Source organism: Desulfoluna sp. CLI2B (genome assembly GCF_056847375.1).
Map to the genome: position 1 here is coordinate 446423 of NZ_CP186557.1, position 16976 is coordinate 463398.

General features: G+C 56.6%; 15 protein-coding genes, 1 pseudogene and 1 riboswitch. Of the genes and pseudogenes, 8 read left to right on the forward strand and 8 right to left on the reverse strand.

Annotation, left to right across the window (positions count from 1 at the left end):
- Positions 1–21: 21 nt before the first annotated feature.
- A complete protein-coding gene (locus ACOYW2_RS02180; protein WP_482415017.1) occupies positions 22–504 on the forward strand; it encodes a DUF6115 domain-containing protein in 483 nt (160 codons plus the stop codon).
- 68 nt (positions 505–572) lie between these two features.
- Positions 573–944: a VOC family protein gene (locus ACOYW2_RS02185; protein ID WP_482769235.1), complete on the forward strand. Its 372-nt coding sequence runs from the start codon at positions 573–575 to the stop codon at positions 942–944.
- On the opposite strand, the gene ACOYW2_RS02190 is transcribed toward ACOYW2_RS02185, so the two are convergent.
- Positions 941–1429, reverse strand: a complete 489-nt coding sequence (locus tag ACOYW2_RS02190) for a flavodoxin family protein (RefSeq protein WP_482769236.1) — start codon at positions 1427–1429, stop codon at positions 941–943. The two genes, ACOYW2_RS02185 and ACOYW2_RS02190, sit on opposite strands and share 4 nt — an antisense overlap.
- A 112-nt stretch (positions 1430–1541) precedes the next feature.
- Entirely contained in the window at positions 1542–2003 is a 462-nt protein-coding gene (locus ACOYW2_RS02195; protein WP_482415020.1) for an Lrp/AsnC family transcriptional regulator, read from the reverse strand.
- 551 nt (positions 2004–2554) lie between these two features.
- Between ACOYW2_RS02195 and ACOYW2_RS02200 the strand changes: the two genes are divergently transcribed.
- On the forward strand, positions 2555–3730 hold the full coding sequence (locus ACOYW2_RS02200; protein WP_482769237.1) for a glycine C-acetyltransferase: 1176 nt from the start codon (positions 2555–2557) through the stop codon (positions 3728–3730).
- Between the two features lie 214 nt (positions 3731–3944).
- Positions 3945–4982, forward strand: a complete 1038-nt coding sequence (tdh, locus tag ACOYW2_RS02205) for an L-threonine 3-dehydrogenase (RefSeq protein WP_482769238.1) — start codon at positions 3945–3947, stop codon at positions 4980–4982.
- A gap of 55 nt (positions 4983–5037) precedes the next feature.
- Here tdh and ACOYW2_RS02210 read toward each other — a convergent pair whose 3' ends face one another.
- The 3 genes from ACOYW2_RS02210 to ACOYW2_RS02220 all read right to left on the reverse strand — a co-directional run bounded on the left by ACOYW2_RS02210 (position 5038) and on the right by ACOYW2_RS02220 (position 9343).
- Positions 5038–7140 (reverse strand): TonB-dependent receptor, encoded by a 2103-nt coding sequence (locus ACOYW2_RS02210; RefSeq protein WP_482769239.1) that lies wholly within the window; start codon positions 7138–7140, stop codon positions 5038–5040.
- A 15-nt stretch (positions 7141–7155) separates the two neighbouring features.
- Entirely contained in the window at positions 7156–8181 is a 1026-nt protein-coding gene (locus tag ACOYW2_RS02215; protein ID WP_482769240.1) for a methyltransferase family protein, read from the reverse strand.
- Between the two features lie 157 nt (positions 8182–8338).
- Positions 8339–9343, reverse strand: a complete 1005-nt coding sequence (locus ACOYW2_RS02220) for a helix-turn-helix transcriptional regulator (RefSeq protein WP_482769241.1) — start codon at positions 9341–9343, stop codon at positions 8339–8341.
- A 115-nt stretch (positions 9344–9458) separates the two neighbouring features.
- Here ACOYW2_RS02220 and ACOYW2_RS02225 point away from each other — a divergent pair, with 115 nt between their 5' ends.
- Positions 9459–9983 carry a lipocalin family protein gene (locus ACOYW2_RS02225; RefSeq protein ID WP_482415026.1) on the forward strand — a complete coding sequence of 175 codons (525 nt, stop codon included), beginning with the start codon at positions 9459–9461 and terminating at the stop codon, positions 9981–9983.
- A gap of 36 nt (positions 9984–10019) precedes the next feature.
- On the opposite strand, the gene ACOYW2_RS02230 is transcribed toward ACOYW2_RS02225, so the two are convergent.
- Together ACOYW2_RS02230 and ACOYW2_RS02235 are read right to left on the reverse strand one after the other, a co-directional pair.
- Positions 10020–10490, reverse strand: coding sequence for a pyridoxamine 5'-phosphate oxidase family protein (locus ACOYW2_RS02230; protein ID WP_482769242.1), 471 nt, complete (start codon positions 10488–10490; stop codon positions 10020–10022).
- Entirely contained in the window at positions 10487–11086 is a 600-nt protein-coding gene (locus ACOYW2_RS02235; protein ID WP_482769243.1) for a TetR/AcrR family transcriptional regulator, read from the reverse strand. Before ACOYW2_RS02235 ends, ACOYW2_RS02230 begins: the two co-directional genes overlap by 4 nt.
- A gap of 414 nt (positions 11087–11500) precedes the next feature.
- Between ACOYW2_RS02235 and ACOYW2_RS02240 the strand changes: the two genes are divergently transcribed.
- Entirely contained in the window at positions 11501–13021 is a 1521-nt protein-coding gene (locus tag ACOYW2_RS02240) for a DUF1254 domain-containing protein (protein WP_482769244.1), read from the forward strand.
- Positions 13022–13136: 115 nt separating this feature from the next.
- Here ACOYW2_RS02240 and sstT read toward each other — a convergent pair whose 3' ends face one another.
- Complete coding sequence (gene sstT / locus ACOYW2_RS02245; protein ID WP_482421528.1) at positions 13137–14390, reverse strand: serine/threonine transporter SstT; 1254 nt, start codon at positions 14388–14390, stop codon at positions 13137–13139.
- 527 nt (positions 14391–14917) lie between these two features.
- Positions 14918–15143, forward strand: a riboswitch (cobalamin riboswitch).
- 349 nt (positions 15144–15492) lie between these two features.
- Here sstT and ACOYW2_RS02250 point away from each other — a divergent pair.
- Positions 15493–16356: pseudogene (locus ACOYW2_RS02250) on the forward strand (phosphomethylpyrimidine synthase ThiC); the annotation flags it as partial.
- A 122-nt stretch (positions 16357–16478) separates the two neighbouring features.
- On the forward strand, positions 16479–16754 hold the full coding sequence (locus ACOYW2_RS02255; RefSeq protein WP_482421529.1) for a phosphomethylpyrimidine synthase ThiC: 276 nt from the start codon (positions 16479–16481) through the stop codon (positions 16752–16754).
- Positions 16755–16976: the final 222 nt, after the last annotated feature.

Genomic DNA, 16976 nt, shown 5'->3' on the forward strand with positions numbered 1-16976 from the left:
TCAGGAGAGGGGGACACGTCCATGACTCTGTATACGATGCTGGCTTTTCTGCTCTTCGGCCTTGGTACTGCCTGTCTGGCACTGGCCCTGTCCGAATTGATCCAGACCCGGCGCACACGGCAACGCCTGGAGGCTGAGTCCGTGCGTGCGGCCCATTCCCGGGTGCTCTCCCTGCTGGAACCCGTGCTCTCCGAGGCCAAGGCCGTGGCCGACGCCTTTGACGGGCATGTGGCCGAAAAACGCCTCATAGTCACCGAACTGAACCAGGGCCTGGAAAAGCGCATCGCCTCCCTGAAATTACACCTGAACCGTGCCGATGCCCTCATGGCTCGTCAACAACAGACCGCCGTCGAAGAAGAGAACGCCGAGCAGCGCATCTCCGAATCCCGCCAGAGAATCGTTCAGCTTGCCGCCAAAGGGCTCTCCGTGGACGAGATCGCCGAACGCCTCACCCTGCCCAAAGGGGAAGTGGCCCTGGTGGTGGGACTCCGGGGCGGCAGGTAAGGCCGCGGGAGGCCACAACAGACTGAATCGTCTCTTTTGAGGGATGGATTGATGCAAAAGGGTTTTTCATGCAGATAGCGTTTGTAACCGTCGGAACCGACGACATGGATGCCTCGGTGAACTTCTACACCGAAGCCCTTGATTTTCAGCTGAGCAGTCGCCTGACCCCGTCCCCCGGGGTGGAGCTGGCCTTTTTGACAGACCCTTCGGGCGTCAAGGTGGAGCTTATCATGCGGGCCACCGACCCTCCTGTGACCAATGCCGCCTGTTCGGTCTCTCTGACCTTCCACGTGGACGACATCGAGGCCACCCACGCCCGGCTTCTGGATAAAGGCGCGCCGGGACTTGAGAGTCCCAAAACCCTGCCCGGCGGATTGCGGCTGCTGCTGGCCAAAGACCCCAACGGCGTGGTGCTTGGGTTTATCGAGGAGACAGGTTAACCCGGGTATTTCCTCTCCATATCCTCGGCAAACGCCTCCACCCTGTCCTGGGTGATGCCGTGTTTTTCACCGTTTTGAACGCAGAGCAGGGCCGGATTCTTTGCCATGGCAAGGCCGCTGAATTTTTTCCCGGCCCTGATATTCCCCTTGCCCGCAAAGGTGCAGAAGAACCCAGTCGCCGATTCTTTGGTGCGAGGGGCGTTCCGGGTGAGCCAGGTGCGGATGGCAGGGGCAAGGTTTCCGTACCACACCGGGCTTCCGACGATGATCCGGTCGTAAGCCGCCGGATCGTGAGAAGGCTCGCTGATGGCAGTCTGCCTCTGAAACAGGGCGTCTAAGCCCCCCATGAGATTCCCGAAAAAGCCGCTCCGATTCTTCAGGTCAAAGACCTCCTCCATGTCGCAGTTCAGCCGCGCCCGGATTGTTTCTGCCAGTGCCTTGGTGGTTCCGGTTCTTGAGTAAAATACGAGTAATGTGTTTCGCATGTTCTTTGCCCGGTATCTGATGGTTTCAGGCTGTTATTTAGCCTGTTAATATCTCTTTCTATTCCTTATCAGATAAGCCGGTGGGCGTCATGCACGGAATGAACAGGGGCCATTAATCGGAAATACTGGCCCATTTGTTGATGGCCTCAAGAAAGACAAAACTTTCGGTTCCCCTCACGCCGCTGACGGTGGCAAGGTCTTCGATGAGGAATTTTCTGAGTTCGCTGCGAGAGTCCACAAAGACCTCAATGACAAGGTCGTAGCGTCCGGTGACGTTGTTGACGGACTGAACGCCCTTAAAACGTGAGATCTGTTCCATCACCTCCTTGTTGGCAGGTTCTTCGAGGTTGAGGCCGATCTGGGCCATGATGCAGTTTTCGAAAAAGAGCGGGTCCACCGACGCGCTTATTTTCAGGTAGTTGTTCCGAATCATTTTTTCTACGCGGAGCCTCACCGTACCGTCCGATACCCCAAGCTCCCTTGCGATGTTCTTGTACGATTCGCGTCCGTTTTTCTGCAATGCCTTGATGATGGCCCTGTCGATATGGTCCGTCTGGAAACTTCGCTCTGACATATGGTTTGTTCCTTGGTTCTGGTGGAAGGGAGAAACACCGGGCAACACGGTCGCCGTTTCGGCCCATGCCTTCGGATTCTGCAACACCTCTGCCGCCTGATGAATATACCTTGATTACCCCACGAAGATATCGCTGCACAACTCTTTTTGTTACCCCTGGGTTTCCTTTTTCAGGACGGGCCGGATTCTTTTTGCATTGTTGTTGGTTCTCTTGTGCCGGGTGTCCCTGGTATCGCCACCACATGTCGGGGCGATGGGTGAAAATGCCTGCGGATTGAGAAATGCGAAAATTGTTAACGCAAAATTCATGATTGAAGATTTTTCACGGTAGTATTTTGCGCAATGGGTAATTTTTGGGTTAAAATTTAATTGACAACCCACAAGGAGTATGTTTTGACAATAATCAGGCGATGATGGACCGATAACGGGGGCTCCAGCTTTCCATGGGGCCGGTACAGGGCCCTTTCTGTTTAACCGGGTGGGCATCATCACAAGCCTTCGATGCGAGAAGGGGTCTGTTTTATTTGCCTCAACCAACCATGGGGGATGTTATGAAGACGGAACTGCTTACGCACCTTGCCAAAGAGACGGAGGCCCTGAAGGCTGCCGGGCTTTACAAAGAGGAGCGCGTCATCACCTCTCAGCAGCAGGCTGAGATCAGCGTAAAGGGACCCCGTGAGGTCATCAACCTCTGCGCCAACAATTACCTGGGCCTCTCCAACAACCAAACGCTCATCGACGCGGCCCACGCGTCCCTGGATCGTTACGGGTTCGGCATGAGCTCCGTTCGGTTTATCTGCGGCACCCTGGATATCCACAAAGAGCTGGAGGCTGCCCTAAGCGAGTTCCTGGGCATGGAGGATACCATCCTCTACAGTTCCTGCTTCGACGCCAACGGCGGTCTTTTCGAGACCCTTCTGGGGCCTGAAGACGCCATCATCAGCGATGCCCTCAACCACGCCAGCATCATTGACGGGGTGCGCCTCAGCAAGGCCAAACGGTTCCGGTACGCCAACAACGACATGGAAGACTTGGAAGCCCAGCTCAAAGCCGCCAAAGGGTCCCGCTTTGTCCTCATCGCCACCGACGGGGTCTTTTCTATGGACGGAACCATTGCAGATCTCGCCTCCATCTGCGATCTGGCCGATGCCTACGGGGCCTACGTCATGGTGGACGACTCCCACGCCGTGGGCTTCACCGGCGACACTGGCCGGGGCACCCATGAGCTCTGCGGCGTCATGGACCGGGTGGATATCATTACCGGCACCCTGGGCAAGGCCCTGGGGGGCGCCTCCGGCGGGTACACCTCTGGAAAAAAAGAGGTCATCGACTGGCTTCGGCAACGCTCCCGCCCCTATCTCTTCTCCAATACCCTTGCTCCTGTGGTCACCGCCACCTCCATCGCCGTCCTTGACCTTTTGAAATCCAGCTCCGAGCTCATCGATACCCTCAAAGAAAACACCCGCTATTTCCGGGCCGCCCTGGAAGAGGCCGGTTTTGACCTCGTCCCCGGAAACCACCCCATCATCCCCGTGATGCTCGGAGACGCTGCCCTGGCCAGTATGGCCACCCGCGAAGGCATCTACGTCATCGGGTTCAGCTTTCCGGTGGTTCCCAAAGGCAAGGCACGGATCCGCACCCAGATGTCCGCAGGCCTCACCAAAGCCCATCTGGATAAGGCCATTGCCGCCTTTATAAACGTGGGCAAAGCGTTACATATCATTTAATAAAACAAGCCTTCGGCGGCAAGGTGTGCCACCTTGAAAGCTGGTTACGAATGCGCTTTGCCCCTCGTTCCTCGGGTCAAATCACATCCGTATTTATGTTGGCGCAAACTTAAAATATAGCTTTGGGGCCTGTTTGTTCAACTTTTCAAAAGTTTAGCCCCCGGCAGGGCCGCCGGAGGCGTTTTTTAACGTTTACACGGAGATGAGGTGAGCGATGGAGACAATGAAGGCGTTGAGCAAGTCAAAGCCCGAACCGGGGATCTGGATGGAAGAGGTTGAGGTTCCCAGGCCCGGTCACAACGACATCCTGATCAAGGTGAAGAAAACCGCCATCTGCGGCACCGATATCCATATCTACAATTGGGACGAGTGGTCGCAAAAGACGGTGCCGGCCCCCATGGTCATCGGCCATGAGTTCGTGGGGGAGATCGTGGAGGTGGGAAGCGAGGTGGAGGGCTACAAGGCGGGGGATCGGGTGTCTGCCGAGGGGCACATCACCTGTGGCTACTGCCGGAACTGCAAGGCGGGAAAACGGCATCTCTGCCGCAACACCGAAGGCATCGGCGTGAACCGTACCGGCTGCTTTGCCGAGTACATTGCCGTGCCTGCTGTAAACGCGTTTCGGATCCCCCATGGCATCAGCGATGAGACCGCTTCCATCCTCGATCCCCTGGGCAACGCCACCCACACGGCCCTCTCCTTTGACCTGGTGGGCGAGGATGTGCTCATTACCGGGGCCGGGCCCATCGGCATCATGGCCGTTGCCATCGCCCGACACGCCGGGGCACGCCATGTGGTTATCAGCGACGTAAACGACTATCGCCTGGACCTGGCCCGGAAGATGGGAGCCTCACGGGCCGTGAACGTCTCCGGGAGCAATGGCTCCATCCCGGGTACCATCACCGAGCTGGGCATGAGCGAGGGCTTTGACGTGGGCCTTGAAATGTCGGGAAGTCCCCAGGCCTTCCGTGACATGCTCGACGCCCTGAATTTTGGCGGCCACATCGCCCTTCTGGGCATCCAGCCCCCGGAGACCGCCGTGGACTGGTCGCAGATTATCTTCAAAGGCCTCAAGCTCAAAGGCATCTACGGCCGGGAGATGTTTGAGACCTGGTACAAGATGAGCAGCATGCTCCAGAGCGGCCTGGACATCTCCCCTGTGATCACCCACCGCTTCGGCATTGACGACTTCCAGAAAGGCTTTGATGTCATGCGCTCGGGGGAGTCCGGGAAGGTCATTCTGGAGTGGTAGCTGTCGGGTGAACCCGCTTTCAAGGCGGTTCACCTTGAAAGTGGCGGGCCACAACTTAAAATCGAGCCCTGAAGGTGACCCCTGCGGTGAGGGGATCACCGGACTGTCCCACGGGGTCAGACCCGGGAAACTCAAAGGCGACCACGCGGTAGTCGGTATCCAGAAGGTTTTTCGCCCAGAGGACAATGTCGTATCGCTCGCTTTCCAAGCCCATGCTGAGGTTGACGAGTTCATAGTCCTCCTCTTTGATGGTGTTGGCGGTGTCCCAGTAAAAGACATGCATGCGTCGAAGACGCGTAAAGGCGTCCCAGGTGTGGTTGATGGGGCGCCTGTAGGTGAGGGCCAGGTTGTAGGTGTACGAGGGGGCCATCATGGCTTCGTTTCCCGTATAGTCGGCACCGGAGACATTGTCTTTGTAGTCCTTGAATTCGGCATCGGTATACCCGAAGCCGGCGTCCAGGGTGAGGCCCGGGGCCAGCAGGGCACTGGATTCCACCTCAACCCCCATGCTCCGTGACTCACCCACATTTCGGATCACCGTGTCGGCCGAAGGCAGGAGCTGGACCACCTGCTGATCCTTCAACTCAATGTAAAAAATGGACGCGTTAACGGTGAGCCGGTTATCAAACCAGCTGGATTTGACGCCGGTCTCGTAGTTCCAGCTGAACTCGCTGTCAAAGGTAAGGTCTTTGGGGTCAAGGTGGGAGGTGTTGAACCCTCCGCTTCGATAGCCCTTTGATACGCCGACATAGGTCATGAGACCCGGTGTCCATCGGTAATCAAGCTGCAGCTTTGGCAGCCATGCATCCTGCGTGTCCGACGCATCGACGCTGCTGTCCATCAGGGTGGTACCACCTGAGGTGGTATTCATGATGTGGTCTATTTCACTTTTTTCGTGGTCATACCGAAGGCCCGCCGTGACGGAAAGGTGCTCTGTTGCCCTGATTGTGGCCTGGCCAAAGAGATCGGTGCCCGTTGTGGTGACATTGGAGTCCGTGAGCCGACGGACAGCTCCGGGGACAGGGTACATGCCCGGGGCAAAATCGAGGGCCATCAGGTGGTCTTTGTCTTTTTTGTATCCGTAAAAACCCGCCAGCCATTTCACACGTGCGTTTTCTTCATCCCTGGATGCCAGTCGGAGTTCCTGGGAGAACTCCTTGTCGTCGATGGTTTCATGGGACGTGATCATGGGGTAGGTCGTGAAGTCCTGATCGTTTGATGCCTCGTCCTCGTAGTCTCGATACGCCGAGACGGACGTGAGGTCAAACCAGGGCAGCTGCCAGGCCACCTTCAGGTGGGTGGCGGTGCTGTCCCGGTTGTACGTGCCCTCATGGTCAAAGGCCACCTTGGAGGAGTCGGTGTCAAGGTCCTTGAGCTTGGCCAGAGGGAAGGCCCCGTCCCGAAGCTGCTCCGCGTTGAAACCCAGGGAGACATCCAGGGTGTCGCTGGGCAGCCAGCGAAGAAATCCCCTTCCGTTGAGCGACCTGCGGCTGTCCACATCCTTTCCGAGATAACTGTTGTCAAAGTAACCGTCACGTGACTCGCCCCCTGCGCTCAGCCCCAGAAACAGTCGATCCTTTACCAGCGGTGTCCGCAGATAAGCATGACCCCGATTCAGGTTGTAATTGCCCAGGGTGTATTCCAGGCCTGCGTGGGTTTCGTTGCCCGGCTTTCGGGTGATGATGTTGATGACACCGGCCAGTGAGTTGCGTCCGTAGAGGGTCCCCTGGGGGCCACGAAGCACTTCGATGCGCTCAATGTCAAAGAGCTGGGTGTCAAAACTTCGGGCATCCATGTAGCCCACATCGTCCACGTAAAACCCCAGGGCGGGCTCGTTGTTCACCGATCCGATGCCCCGGATAAAGGCATAGGAGGTACCCCGGATTCCCCAGTTGGCGATGTAGAGGTTGGGGACCAGCCGGGACATTCCCTGGATGTCGGAAAGACCTGCGTCTTGAATCTCATTTCCGGACAGGGCCGTGATGCTGACCGGAATATCCTGAACGTTTTCCCGGCGCTTTTCGGCGGTCACCACCATGGCTTCAAGGTGCGTTTTTTCTTCAGCACCACTTTCGGCCTGGGCCATGACCGTTCCTGCCTGGCAGGTCAGAGCCAGGATCATCAGGGCGTGAAGGGCATATTTTAACGAATGCTTCATCTGTGTCTCCTTGGGCTACGCTTTTCGGGCAATATCAAGTTCCATCTTACCGATGGGGGTTTCCATGGTTTGGGACCGAACATGGCGGAAACCGGCCCGAAGGGCGGCATCAGCGATCTCTCCCTGGTCGAAGCAGTAATCCAGACCCATCATCATGCAGGGAATAATGGCCCCGAGCATGGTATCGGGCCGGGTCTGCTCGTGGGTGAGGCCATCCTGAAAGCTGACGAAATATCCGCCCGGGTTCAGGGACTGGTGGATTTTTGTGAGCATGTGGTCCATGCGTCCCCGGGCAAAGTTCAGGGTGGCACTGGCGAAGATGAGATCGTAGCCCCGGCCAAGGTCGTCGGTGAGATAATCCCCGGGTCGATAAGAGATCCTGTCCTGGGCGTCAAATGATTCGATGAGGGGCTTTGCCGCTTCAAGGACGCCCTTGCGGTCCATGAGTACCCCCGTGGCATTTGCCAGGATCTGCTCCAGGAGATAGAGGGAAAAGACGCCGTGGCCGCACCCCATGTCCATGAAGGTTTTCAGGTTCTCAAAGCCGGGCAGGTCGGCAATGCGGGTTGCAATCCTGCTTCCCACACCACCCAAAACCCATCCGGAGGACGCCTTGACCTCTTCGGCCCAGAGGGTTTCATCGGTCATGTCCATGGGGGATGGGTGGGCTTCCGGCCCTTTGGCAACAAGTGTTTTCAATGCTTCTAAGGGGTTCATGTCGGGGTTTTGTGTCTGTGTGAGAAGGGGGCCGATAAACTGGGGCGAGTGGCTGACCAGAAAGGTGTTCGCCAAGGGGGTGTTTCGGTAAGCCCCTTCTTTTTTCTCCAGGAGCTCCAGGATGGTAAGGCCATCCAAGAGCCTGCGTGTGTTGGTGGAATGGGTGTTCAGCTGATGGGCAACGGATTCCGGTGATGCGGGAGCACTCAGCAGATCAAAGATAGAGAGCTCAAGGGCCATGTTGAGGAAGGCTGCCTTAAGGGGACCCATGGCAAGGTTGTAGAGGGGACGATAGCTTACATCTGTGTTTGGAAGAGACTCCATGTGATTCCTTTCATCATGATACGAGAGAGAGTTTGTTTTTATTCTGTCGAGAAAATTGCGTGCAGACTAACATCTCCGGAACATATGGTGTCATTTGCTGAATTTGTCGGAGTTCGCGATCATGTATGGGGCGTTGAGGGATGGAGAGTCAGAGGCTTTATGGCAGGGGGCCTTGGGGAAGGGAGATGGTCTGCCGGGCCATGACCTGCTTGAGGTAAAGGCTGGGCTGGATGCCGAAATGGCTGAGAAACGCTTTGGCAAAGTGGCTGGGACTGCTGAACCCTGTGGCATAGGCAATTTCACAGAGGTTCATCTCTCCGGATTCGATGAGGGTGCGGCTGCGGCTCAAGCGGTACCTTCGCAGGTATCCGAACACGGTTGTGCCGTATACCTCCTTGAACCCGCGGTTCAGCTTTGTGTGATTCATTCCGGCTGTTTTGGCCAGTTCTGCCAGGGTGGGAGGGTTTTCAAGATTGCGGGACAGGTAGGCTTGGGCTTTTTGGATCCGGTGGAGTTCCTGGGGGGTGAACGGTGCCAAGCCTTTGCCAAAGGATGGGGGGGCTGAGGCGTCAAGTTGCATGGCAATGAGATCAAGGGCCCGGCTTTCGTAGAACATTTTTCTGCCCATGCCCTTGTAAGGGCAATGGAGGAGTTGGGATGCGGCAACGGTCATGGCGGGGTCTGCGGGGATGGTTTTGAAACAATGGGGAAAAGAACCCTGATCCATGGCCTGGTCAAATTCCGGGTACCCCGGTGTCTCCCCGGGTGCTTCAAGGTAGTCTCGGAAAAAAGCGGGGGTTACGTGAAGGGCCACCATGCGAATGGGGAGGTCTGCCGCAAATGCCATGGTGGCCTGTGAGCGGGGGAAGGCAGAGGCGACTCCCAGGCCCGGATGCCCTGTGAAACAGAGTTCTCCTTTATCATGGTTGACTGTGTAGTGCGTGTGGCCGGAAAGATGAAAGGAAAATTCAAAGGGCACCTCACCGGTCTCCATGGTAAGTGAACCGGGCTGAAGGGGTTTTCCTTCCACAAGGATGAGGTCAAGGCCCCGGCGTAACTCAAGGCGTTGAAGGGTCATGCCTTCGGGAAGGGCCGGTTCCTTTTCCGAGGTATGGTGTTGTTCCGGTGGGGACAGGGAGATGTGGGTGTTACTGCTTGTCATTGCGTTGCCAAATTAAATTGTAGTAGACTAACTTTTTTTGAATGGAGCAGAGTTTAGCCATGTGAAAGGGATCTGTCAAGGCCAATCCATGGACCCTCAGGGGAAAGGAATCGACATGAAAAAGCTTGGTTGGGTGTGTGCTCTGTTGTTCACTCTAACCGGATGTCTGGGTGTCCCTGAACCGGTGGTGCCTGTCCAGGGATTTGATCTCCAGAGGTATCTGGGGACATGGTATGAGATTGCCCGGTTAGACCACTCCTTTGAGCGGGGAATGGAGCAGGTCACAGCAGAGTATGCCATGCGTGAAGATGGCGGCGTACAGGTCATAAATCGCGGCTTTTTACCGGAGAAAAATCAGTGGAAGGAAGCCGAGGGCAAGGCTTTTTTGGTGGGCAGGCCCAGCGAAGGGTATTTGAAGGTTTCGTTTTTCGGACCGTTCTACGGGTCCTACGTGATCTTTCACCTGGACAAAGACAATTACGGGTATGCCTTTGTCTGCGGCCCTGATACCTCGTACCTCTGGCTGCTCTCTCGACACCCGACGGTCGATGAGGAGGTGCTGAGTGTGTTTGTGTCAACGTCAAAGGCCCTCGGCTTCAACACGGATGAGCTGATTTATGTGAACCATGCCTCAAGGTGAAAGGGGGGGCGATTCACCGGTCCCGGCAGCTCGGTCTTATAATGGGTTCATTTTTCCCAGCTCCACAGGTTCGATACGCACCACGGTAAACTCTCGCAGCTCACTCATGTGTTTCCACAGGATGTCATGCCCTTTGAGGTGCCGAAACCGGCGAACTTTATCCAGCCAGGCCCGGCGCTCTTCATCTGTTGCCGCGCGGCGTGCTCCGGCTTCGCAGACCAGGCGTATGGCGGGCTGACTCTTAAAACGTCCTCTCCACAAAGCGCTCAACCAGAATCCGAAACCCGGGGCCACAGCCAAGATGCTCATGCGCGGGTCCTGGTCCAGGTTTCGCCTCATGCTTTCGGGGAATTTTTCGAAGTAGTACCCTTGCTTTTCTCCGGTGAAAAGAACGGACCCGATGGGAGAGACGCGGGGACTGCCGTCCGGGTCCACCGTTGCGATGGCTGTGTGGGTGACTTTGCCGAAAAGGGATACGACGTCCGACCAGGGGATTTCAGGTTTCATGGTTTCCTCCGTTTCCAGGTGCCGGTTGCTGGCAGGTGGTACAGTTCGTTTTTCACCAGGTTGATGAGTGCGTCCCGCTCGTCTCCGGCAATGGCAGGCGCCACCATGCGCGTGCCCACAAAAAGGGAATACCCGATACGGGACAGGAGGCGCGCCCTCTTTGCATCACCGGAGACTTCCAAAAAGATGTTGAACAGGTAATCCATGCGCATGGCATCGACCCGCTCCAGAAATCGCAGGGCCAGGGCATCCCGCTGTGCCCATGCCCGAATGCTTGTTTCAGGGCCATGGGGCAGGTTGTTGGAGCTTTCCACAATGGCATCGAAGCGCGCAACCGCGTTGCCCGCGGTGTTTGCCAGTCGCATATTCTCCACCGTCCAGTTTTCCACCCAATGCTCCAGCATGCGCTCCAGGTAGTCGCTTCGGCCTTTAAAGTGGTGATAAAACGATCCCTTGGTGACATGCAGGGTGTTGCACAGGGCATCAATGGTCAATTGCTGAATACTGTGCTCCGCAAGGAGGTTAAGTCCGGCGTCCAGCAACTCAACGGCGCTGCGCCTGGCCTTTTTCTTCTCTTTGTTCTGTGGGTTGCTCAAAGCCGCTCTCCTTTTATTTAATACCATACGGTATGGTATGTTTGCATGGTGGTTTGCTGAGAGTCAAGGATAAGTGGAGAGTATTTTTGAAAAAGGTGGGGGGAGCAGCCATGGGTACACCGAAAACCCGAGGGGCAGGAAACAGCATCATATAACAGGGGACACGCTTTTTATGGCCAGTGTTTCCCTGGAACGAAGGGACAGATTGCGCTGGACTCTGTGAATGCGCCTGTGAGATACTTGCTGAGTGTATCTGCCTTGAATTAATGATAAACCCTTCTGGGTTTGTCTCCCCCATGCCGCCCGTCACAACCTCGCCTTACCATGCTTAACCTCACTGGTATGACCGTGTCCCCAAGGGCGACGGGAAAGGAAAAAAACGACCCATAACCCCATGAATCAAGGAGAAACGTCATGAGCACGAAGTTGCCGGTTCTCGCCTTGTTGTTTGTTTGTACCATGGTTGGGCAGCCCTCGGCCGGGCAGGCTGCCATGAAGATGACCACCGGGGTGCCCCCAGGCATTTCCACGCCGGACAAGCTGGAGACCTCCATCGGGGTGCTCACCGGTTTTGATGGGGTTCCCGATGCGCCCACGATCCAAAAGGTCTACGACCAGCTTGATCTCCAGCGTGCGACCCAGGCCTTTCTGTCCACCATTCCCATTGCCTCGATGTATGCCATGGAAAAAGGGCTTCTGGCATTTGGACCGGCAAACAGCACGGCCCTTCTCTTCGAAGATCTCATGGACTCCAAAGCGCTCTGGCTGACCCCGAACACCGTGTCGGTATATATGGCGGCCTGGATGGAGCTTGGTGAGGAGCCCATGGTCATTGAGACTCCGCCCAATGTGCTGGGGTTCATCAACGATGCCTGGTTTCACTATGTCGTGGATTTCGGCAACGCGGGCCCGGACAAGGGTGAGGGTGGAAAACTGCTCATCGTACCGCCCGGTTACAGGAAGGACGTGCCGAACGGGTACCATGTGGTAAGGTCAGACACATACGGGCATTGGGTGATCTGGCGGGGATTTCAGGTGGATGGCTCGCCCAAACCGGCTGTGGATGCAACCAGGAAGGCGTTTCGGATCTACCCCCTGTCAAAAAAGGGCAACCCTCCGAAGATGGCATTCGTGAATGTATCCGGTACCTACCACAACACCATCCACAGCATGGATTTTCATTTCTGGGAGGAGATCGACGCGCAGATCCAGGCCGAACCCGTGCAAGGGCTTGACCCTGAAATCCGTGGGCTCCTTGCCTCCATCGGCATTGAAAAGGGTAAAGAGTTCGCACCGGACGAGCGCATGAAGAACATTCTCACCGATGCCGCCAAGATCGGTTCGGTGACGGCACGGGCCCTGACGGCCGTGCCTCGGGATCAACGCCATTACCTTTATCCGGGAGAGCGTGTCTGGACAAACCCCTTTATCAAGGGACGCTACGATTTTCTTTTGGATGGTGCCCGGTTGCTGGATTCCCGAGTGTACATGCATTTTTATGCCACGGGGATCACCCCTGCCATGGCAAAAAAGAACGTGGGCAAGGGCTCGCAGTACGCCATTGCCTATCTCGACAAGGATGGCAACGCCCTTGACGGAAGCAAGACCTACAAGATCAACCTTCCCAAAGACGTACCGGCCAAGAATTTCTGGTCCTTTACCCTCTATGACAACCAGACCCGCGCCATGCTGCAGACCGACCAGCGTTTTCCCGGCATCGACAACCTTCGAAAAGGCCTGAAGCAGAGTAAAGACGGATCATACGATATCTACTTCAGCCCGAAGCCACCCAAAGGCCAGGAGAATAACTGGATTCAGACCGTGCCGGGCAAGGGGTGGAACACGATTTTGCGTCTCTACGGCCCTCTGGAGTCGTTTTACGACAAAACCTGGAAGCCCGGAGATCCTGAGCTGGTTGAGTCGTCGAGCCTGTAACGGTCCCCTGGTGCCCCGCTGAGCCGGGTCCGATCAAAAATGAGCCGTCAAAAAAAGGGCCCCATGGGAACGATTCCCATGGGGCCCTTTGTGTTGTCTCTTTAAGCGCGGAAGCTTATGCGGCTGCAACTGTCTCGGTTTCGGTTTCAGTTGCGGCGGTGCCTCGGGCGTTAAGATCCGCTGCAGCAGTAAACAGCACGTCGGTGGAGCTGTTCAGCGCGGTTTCGGCGGAGTCCTGGATGACGCCGATGATGAAACCGGCAGCCACGACCTGCATGGAGATCTCGTTGGGAACACCGAAGAGGCTGCAGGCAAGGGGGATCAGGAGGAGCGAACCACCGGCCACACCGGAGGCACCGCAGGCGGAGACGGAGGCGATGATGCTCAACAGAAGTGCCGTTGCCATGTCGACCTGAATGTTCAGGGTGTGGACGGCAGCCAGGGTCATCACGGTGATGGTGATGGCGGCGCCGGCCATGTTGACGGTGGCACCCAGCGGAATGGAGACGGAGTAGGTGTCTTCGTTGAGGTCGAGGCGCTTGCACAGGTCCATGTTCACGGGGATGTTGGCCGCGGAGCTGCGGGTGAAGAAGGCGGTGACGCCGCTTTCACGCAGGCAGGTGAACACGAGAGGGTAGGGGTTGCGCCGGGTCATGAAGAAGACGATGGCCGGGTTGACGATGAGGGCGATGATGAGCATGGCACCCAAAAGAACCTGAAGCAGGTGGGTGTAGCCGGAAAGGGCTTCAAAACCGGTGGTGGCGATGGTCTGTGAGACCAGGCCGAAGATGCCCAGGGGGGCAAACCGGATAACCAGCTTGACGATGCTGGAGACGCCGTTGGAGACGTCGTGCAGGAAAGTCTTGGTTGCTTCACCCGTATGCTGGAAGGCGATGCCCAGGGCAATGGCCCAGGCAAGGATGCCGATGAAGTTCCCCGTAGCCAGGGCGTTGATGGGGTTGTCCACGATTTTGAAGAGAAGGGTGTTGAGAACCTCCCCGATACCGTTGGGCGGTGTGGCTGCCGTGTCTGTGGCCACCAGGGTCATGTTGGTGGGGAAGAGAAAACTCAAGGTGACGGCTACGAGTGCCGCCATAAAGGTTCCCACCAGGTAGAGACCGATGATGGAGCGCATGTTGGTGTGGGTGCCGCGCTTCTGGTTGGCAATGGAAGAGGCGACGATGACAAAAACGAGGATGGGTGCAACGGCTTTAAGCGCTTTGACGAACAAGCTGCCGAACAGGCCTGCGGAGTTTGCCGTATCCGGTGATACCTGAGCAAGGATGACACCTGCAATGATCCCGATCACAATCTGCAGTACCAGGCTTCCCGAAGCGATTTTTTTAAAAATCCCTGTCACTTGATTCATGAATTTCCCCCAAAGTTGGTTAAATATTCCTTAATTCCACTATCACCATTTCATAGGGGAAATATCGCTTATATGTCAATATTTTATTTCCATATAGGCTTATTCGTAACGAGGGCGTTATGTTTTTACGCATTCATGAATCTGAGGCCGAAATGTAGGTAGGAGGAGCTTCAACATTGTAAAATAAAGGCCAAATGGAGTTATGAAGGAACATGGGGCGGCGAGACTGGAATCCCTTTTGGGGGAGTCGTAAAATTTGGGAAGCCTACTGGTATGCCCTGAAACAGCCGGTACACCAAGGTGCTCGAATAAAGTGAAAGAACGCGTAAAAACAGTCTTGCCAACTGTTTGAAATCTTGGAGAACGTTTCTTGAGCGTTCTCTTTGAATGAATGCTTTTTTTAAGGCCTTGATGGGCAAAGCGCATCTTCACACCGCCCTCAAGGTTTTTTTCGCTACCCTTGACGTCGGAGTTTTTTCCCCTTGACGCCCTTTGCCGGTTTCGTGTAGAGGATGGACAGTACCCGGTAACAGGGTACACATTCAATTTGTCATACGGTGTCATGCAAACGGAACTACGGTGAAAATCCGTGACGGTCCCGCCGCTGTAACCGGGTGGCCCGGCGCAGGTTGGTTTCTCCTCATCATGTGAAGAGATGCCAGCGGTCACTGCCTCTCCTGAAGGGGGGCGGGAAGGCGCGTCGGGAGCTCTTACCCCGGAAGTCAGAAGACGTGCATGAGACTCACGTGACCGAGTTCGATGGCAAAGGGCTCTGAGGTATATCTATGTACCTCAGAGCCCTTTTTTTATTGCCTGAAATCGGTGCGTTTCACCGGCACGGGTTGGTGCTGGTGGGAATGATCATGAAATTCCGGCGCTGTCTGTTCGTACTCCTTGCTTTCTTTCGACAGACGGATTTCATGGCGGCATCGGGTGATCTCCCGGGTGGAACCGGGGCGCCGTTGGAGTCGGTGGCCGAACGAATCATGGTGGCGGTACTTTATTTTATGAGCCCGCCGATATGCTTGTAAGGAGAAGAGATACAATGGCTGTAGACAAGACCCAGATTGAATTGGCCCGGGAGGGCGTGGTTTCCCCCCAGATGCAGCAGGTTGCCGAAAAAGAGGGGCATGCCCCCGAGGTCATCCGTGACCTGGTGGCCAAAGGGGAGATCGTTATCCCCAACAACCCCAAGCACAAAGGCCCTGCCGTGGGCATCGGTACCGGCCTCCGTACCAAAGTAAACGCTTCCATCGGGACCAGCTCCGATATCTGCGACATCAAGAGCGAAATTGAAAAAGCCCTGGCCGCAGAGGAAGAGGGCGCCGATACCCTCATGGAACTCTCCGCCGGGGGGGACCTGGACCTTGTCCGCCGCGAGGTGCTGGCAGCCACCAACCTTCCCCTGGGCAACGTGCCCCTTTATCAGGCCTTCAAGGAGACCGGGCGCAAGTATCAGGATCCCTCCAAGCTCGACCCCGAATACCTTTTCGATCTCATTGAGCAGCAGCTCGACGACGGCCTCTCCTTCATGGCCATCCACTGCGGCATCAACCAGTACACCATTGAGCGCCTCCGCGCCCAGGGCTTCCGGTACGGCGGTCTTGCCTCCAAGGGCGGCACCTTCATGGTGGCCTGGATGGACGCCACCAAGCGTGAAAACCCCCTTTACGAGCAGTTCGACCGCGTCTGTGCCCTCATGAAAAAATACGACGCCGTGCTTTCCCTTGGCAACGGAATCCGTGCAGGTGCCATCCACGACAGCCACGACCGCGCCCAGATGGCCGAGATGATCATCAACTGCGAGCTGGCCGAGCTGGGTCGCGAGATGGGCTGCCAGATGATGGTGGAAGGCCCCGGCCATGTGCCCCTGGATGAGATCGAGGGCAACATCATGCTTGAAAAGCGCATGAGCGGCAACGCCCCCTACTACGTCCTCGGCCCCATCCCCTGCGATACCGGCGCCGGGTACGATCACATCACGGCGGCCATCGGCGCGGCCAGCTCCGCCCGTTTCGGCGCAGACCCTGACCTACATCACCCCCGCCAGGATCCGCCCTGCCCACGGTTCAGGATGTGCGTGAGGGTGTGCGCGCCACCCGCCTTGCCACCCGTATCGGAGATATCGCCAAGTACCCCAACCGCCGCGAAACCGAGAAGCTGGCTGCCATGGCCCGTCGCGAGATGCGCTGGGACGATCTGGAAAAACACCTCCTTTTCCCGGAGGTGGCCAAGTCCATCCGTGCAGAGCGCACCCCCGAGCAGGAAGACACCTGCACCATGTGCGGCGACTTCTGCGCCATGAAAAAGGGGATGGAGGTTTTCCAGCCCGACATCAAAGGCGACAAGATCTACAAGGGGTAACCCAGGTTCGCGAATGCTCCAACCCTCGTACCTCGGGTTGTCGCATTCGCTGACGGGCTGTGCCCGTGATCAACGGTACGGGTTATTGACGTGTAGCCATTCAGCTTAAAATGCCTCCGGTGGTCCTGCCGGAGGCAAGTTGAATCGCTACAAAGACGATTTGTTACGAACGACCATTTTGGTCCCCATGGTGCCATGTCTCCAACCACTGGCATCATGGGG

What these genes read in the sequence shown, in the direction of transcription:
- ACOYW2_RS02210 (WP_482769239.1), bottom strand. Translation starts at nt 7,140, where the DNA reads ATGAAGCATTCGTTAAAATATGCCCTTCACGCCCTGATGATCCTGGCT.
- ACOYW2_RS02225 (WP_482415026.1), top strand. Translation starts at nt 9,459, where the DNA reads ATGAAAAAGCTTGGTTGGGTGTGTGCTCTGTTGTTCACTCTAACCGGA.
- ACOYW2_RS02215 (WP_482769240.1), bottom strand. Translation starts at nt 8,181, where the DNA reads ATGGAGTCTCTTCCAAACACAGATGTAAGCTATCGTCCCCTCTACAAC.
- ACOYW2_RS02230 (WP_482769242.1), bottom strand. Translation starts at nt 10,490, where the DNA reads ATGAAACCTGAAATCCCCTGGTCGGACGTCGTATCCCTTTTCGGCAAA.
- ACOYW2_RS02200 (WP_482769237.1), top strand. Translation starts at nt 2,555, where the DNA reads ATGAAGACGGAACTGCTTACGCACCTTGCCAAAGAGACGGAGGCCCTG.
- ACOYW2_RS02220 (WP_482769241.1), bottom strand. Translation starts at nt 9,343, where the DNA reads ATGACAAGCAGTAACACCCACATCTCCCTGTCCCCACCGGAACAACAC.
- ACOYW2_RS02180 (WP_482415017.1), top strand. Translation starts at nt 22, where the DNA reads ATGACTCTGTATACGATGCTGGCTTTTCTGCTCTTCGGCCTTGGTACT.
- ACOYW2_RS02240 (WP_482769244.1), top strand. Translation starts at nt 11,501, where the DNA reads ATGAGCACGAAGTTGCCGGTTCTCGCCTTGTTGTTTGTTTGTACCATG.
- ACOYW2_RS02185 (WP_482769235.1), top strand. Translation starts at nt 573, where the DNA reads ATGCAGATAGCGTTTGTAACCGTCGGAACCGACGACATGGATGCCTCG.
- ACOYW2_RS02190 (WP_482769236.1), bottom strand. Translation starts at nt 1,429, where the DNA reads ATGCGAAACACATTACTCGTATTTTACTCAAGAACCGGAACCACCAAG.
- tdh (WP_482769238.1), top strand. Translation starts at nt 3,945, where the DNA reads ATGGAGACAATGAAGGCGTTGAGCAAGTCAAAGCCCGAACCGGGGATC.
- sstT (WP_482421528.1), bottom strand. Translation starts at nt 14,390, where the DNA reads ATGAATCAAGTGACAGGGATTTTTAAAAAAATCGCTTCGGGAAGCCTG.
- ACOYW2_RS02195 (WP_482415020.1), bottom strand. Translation starts at nt 2,003, where the DNA reads ATGTCAGAGCGAAGTTTCCAGACGGACCATATCGACAGGGCCATCATC.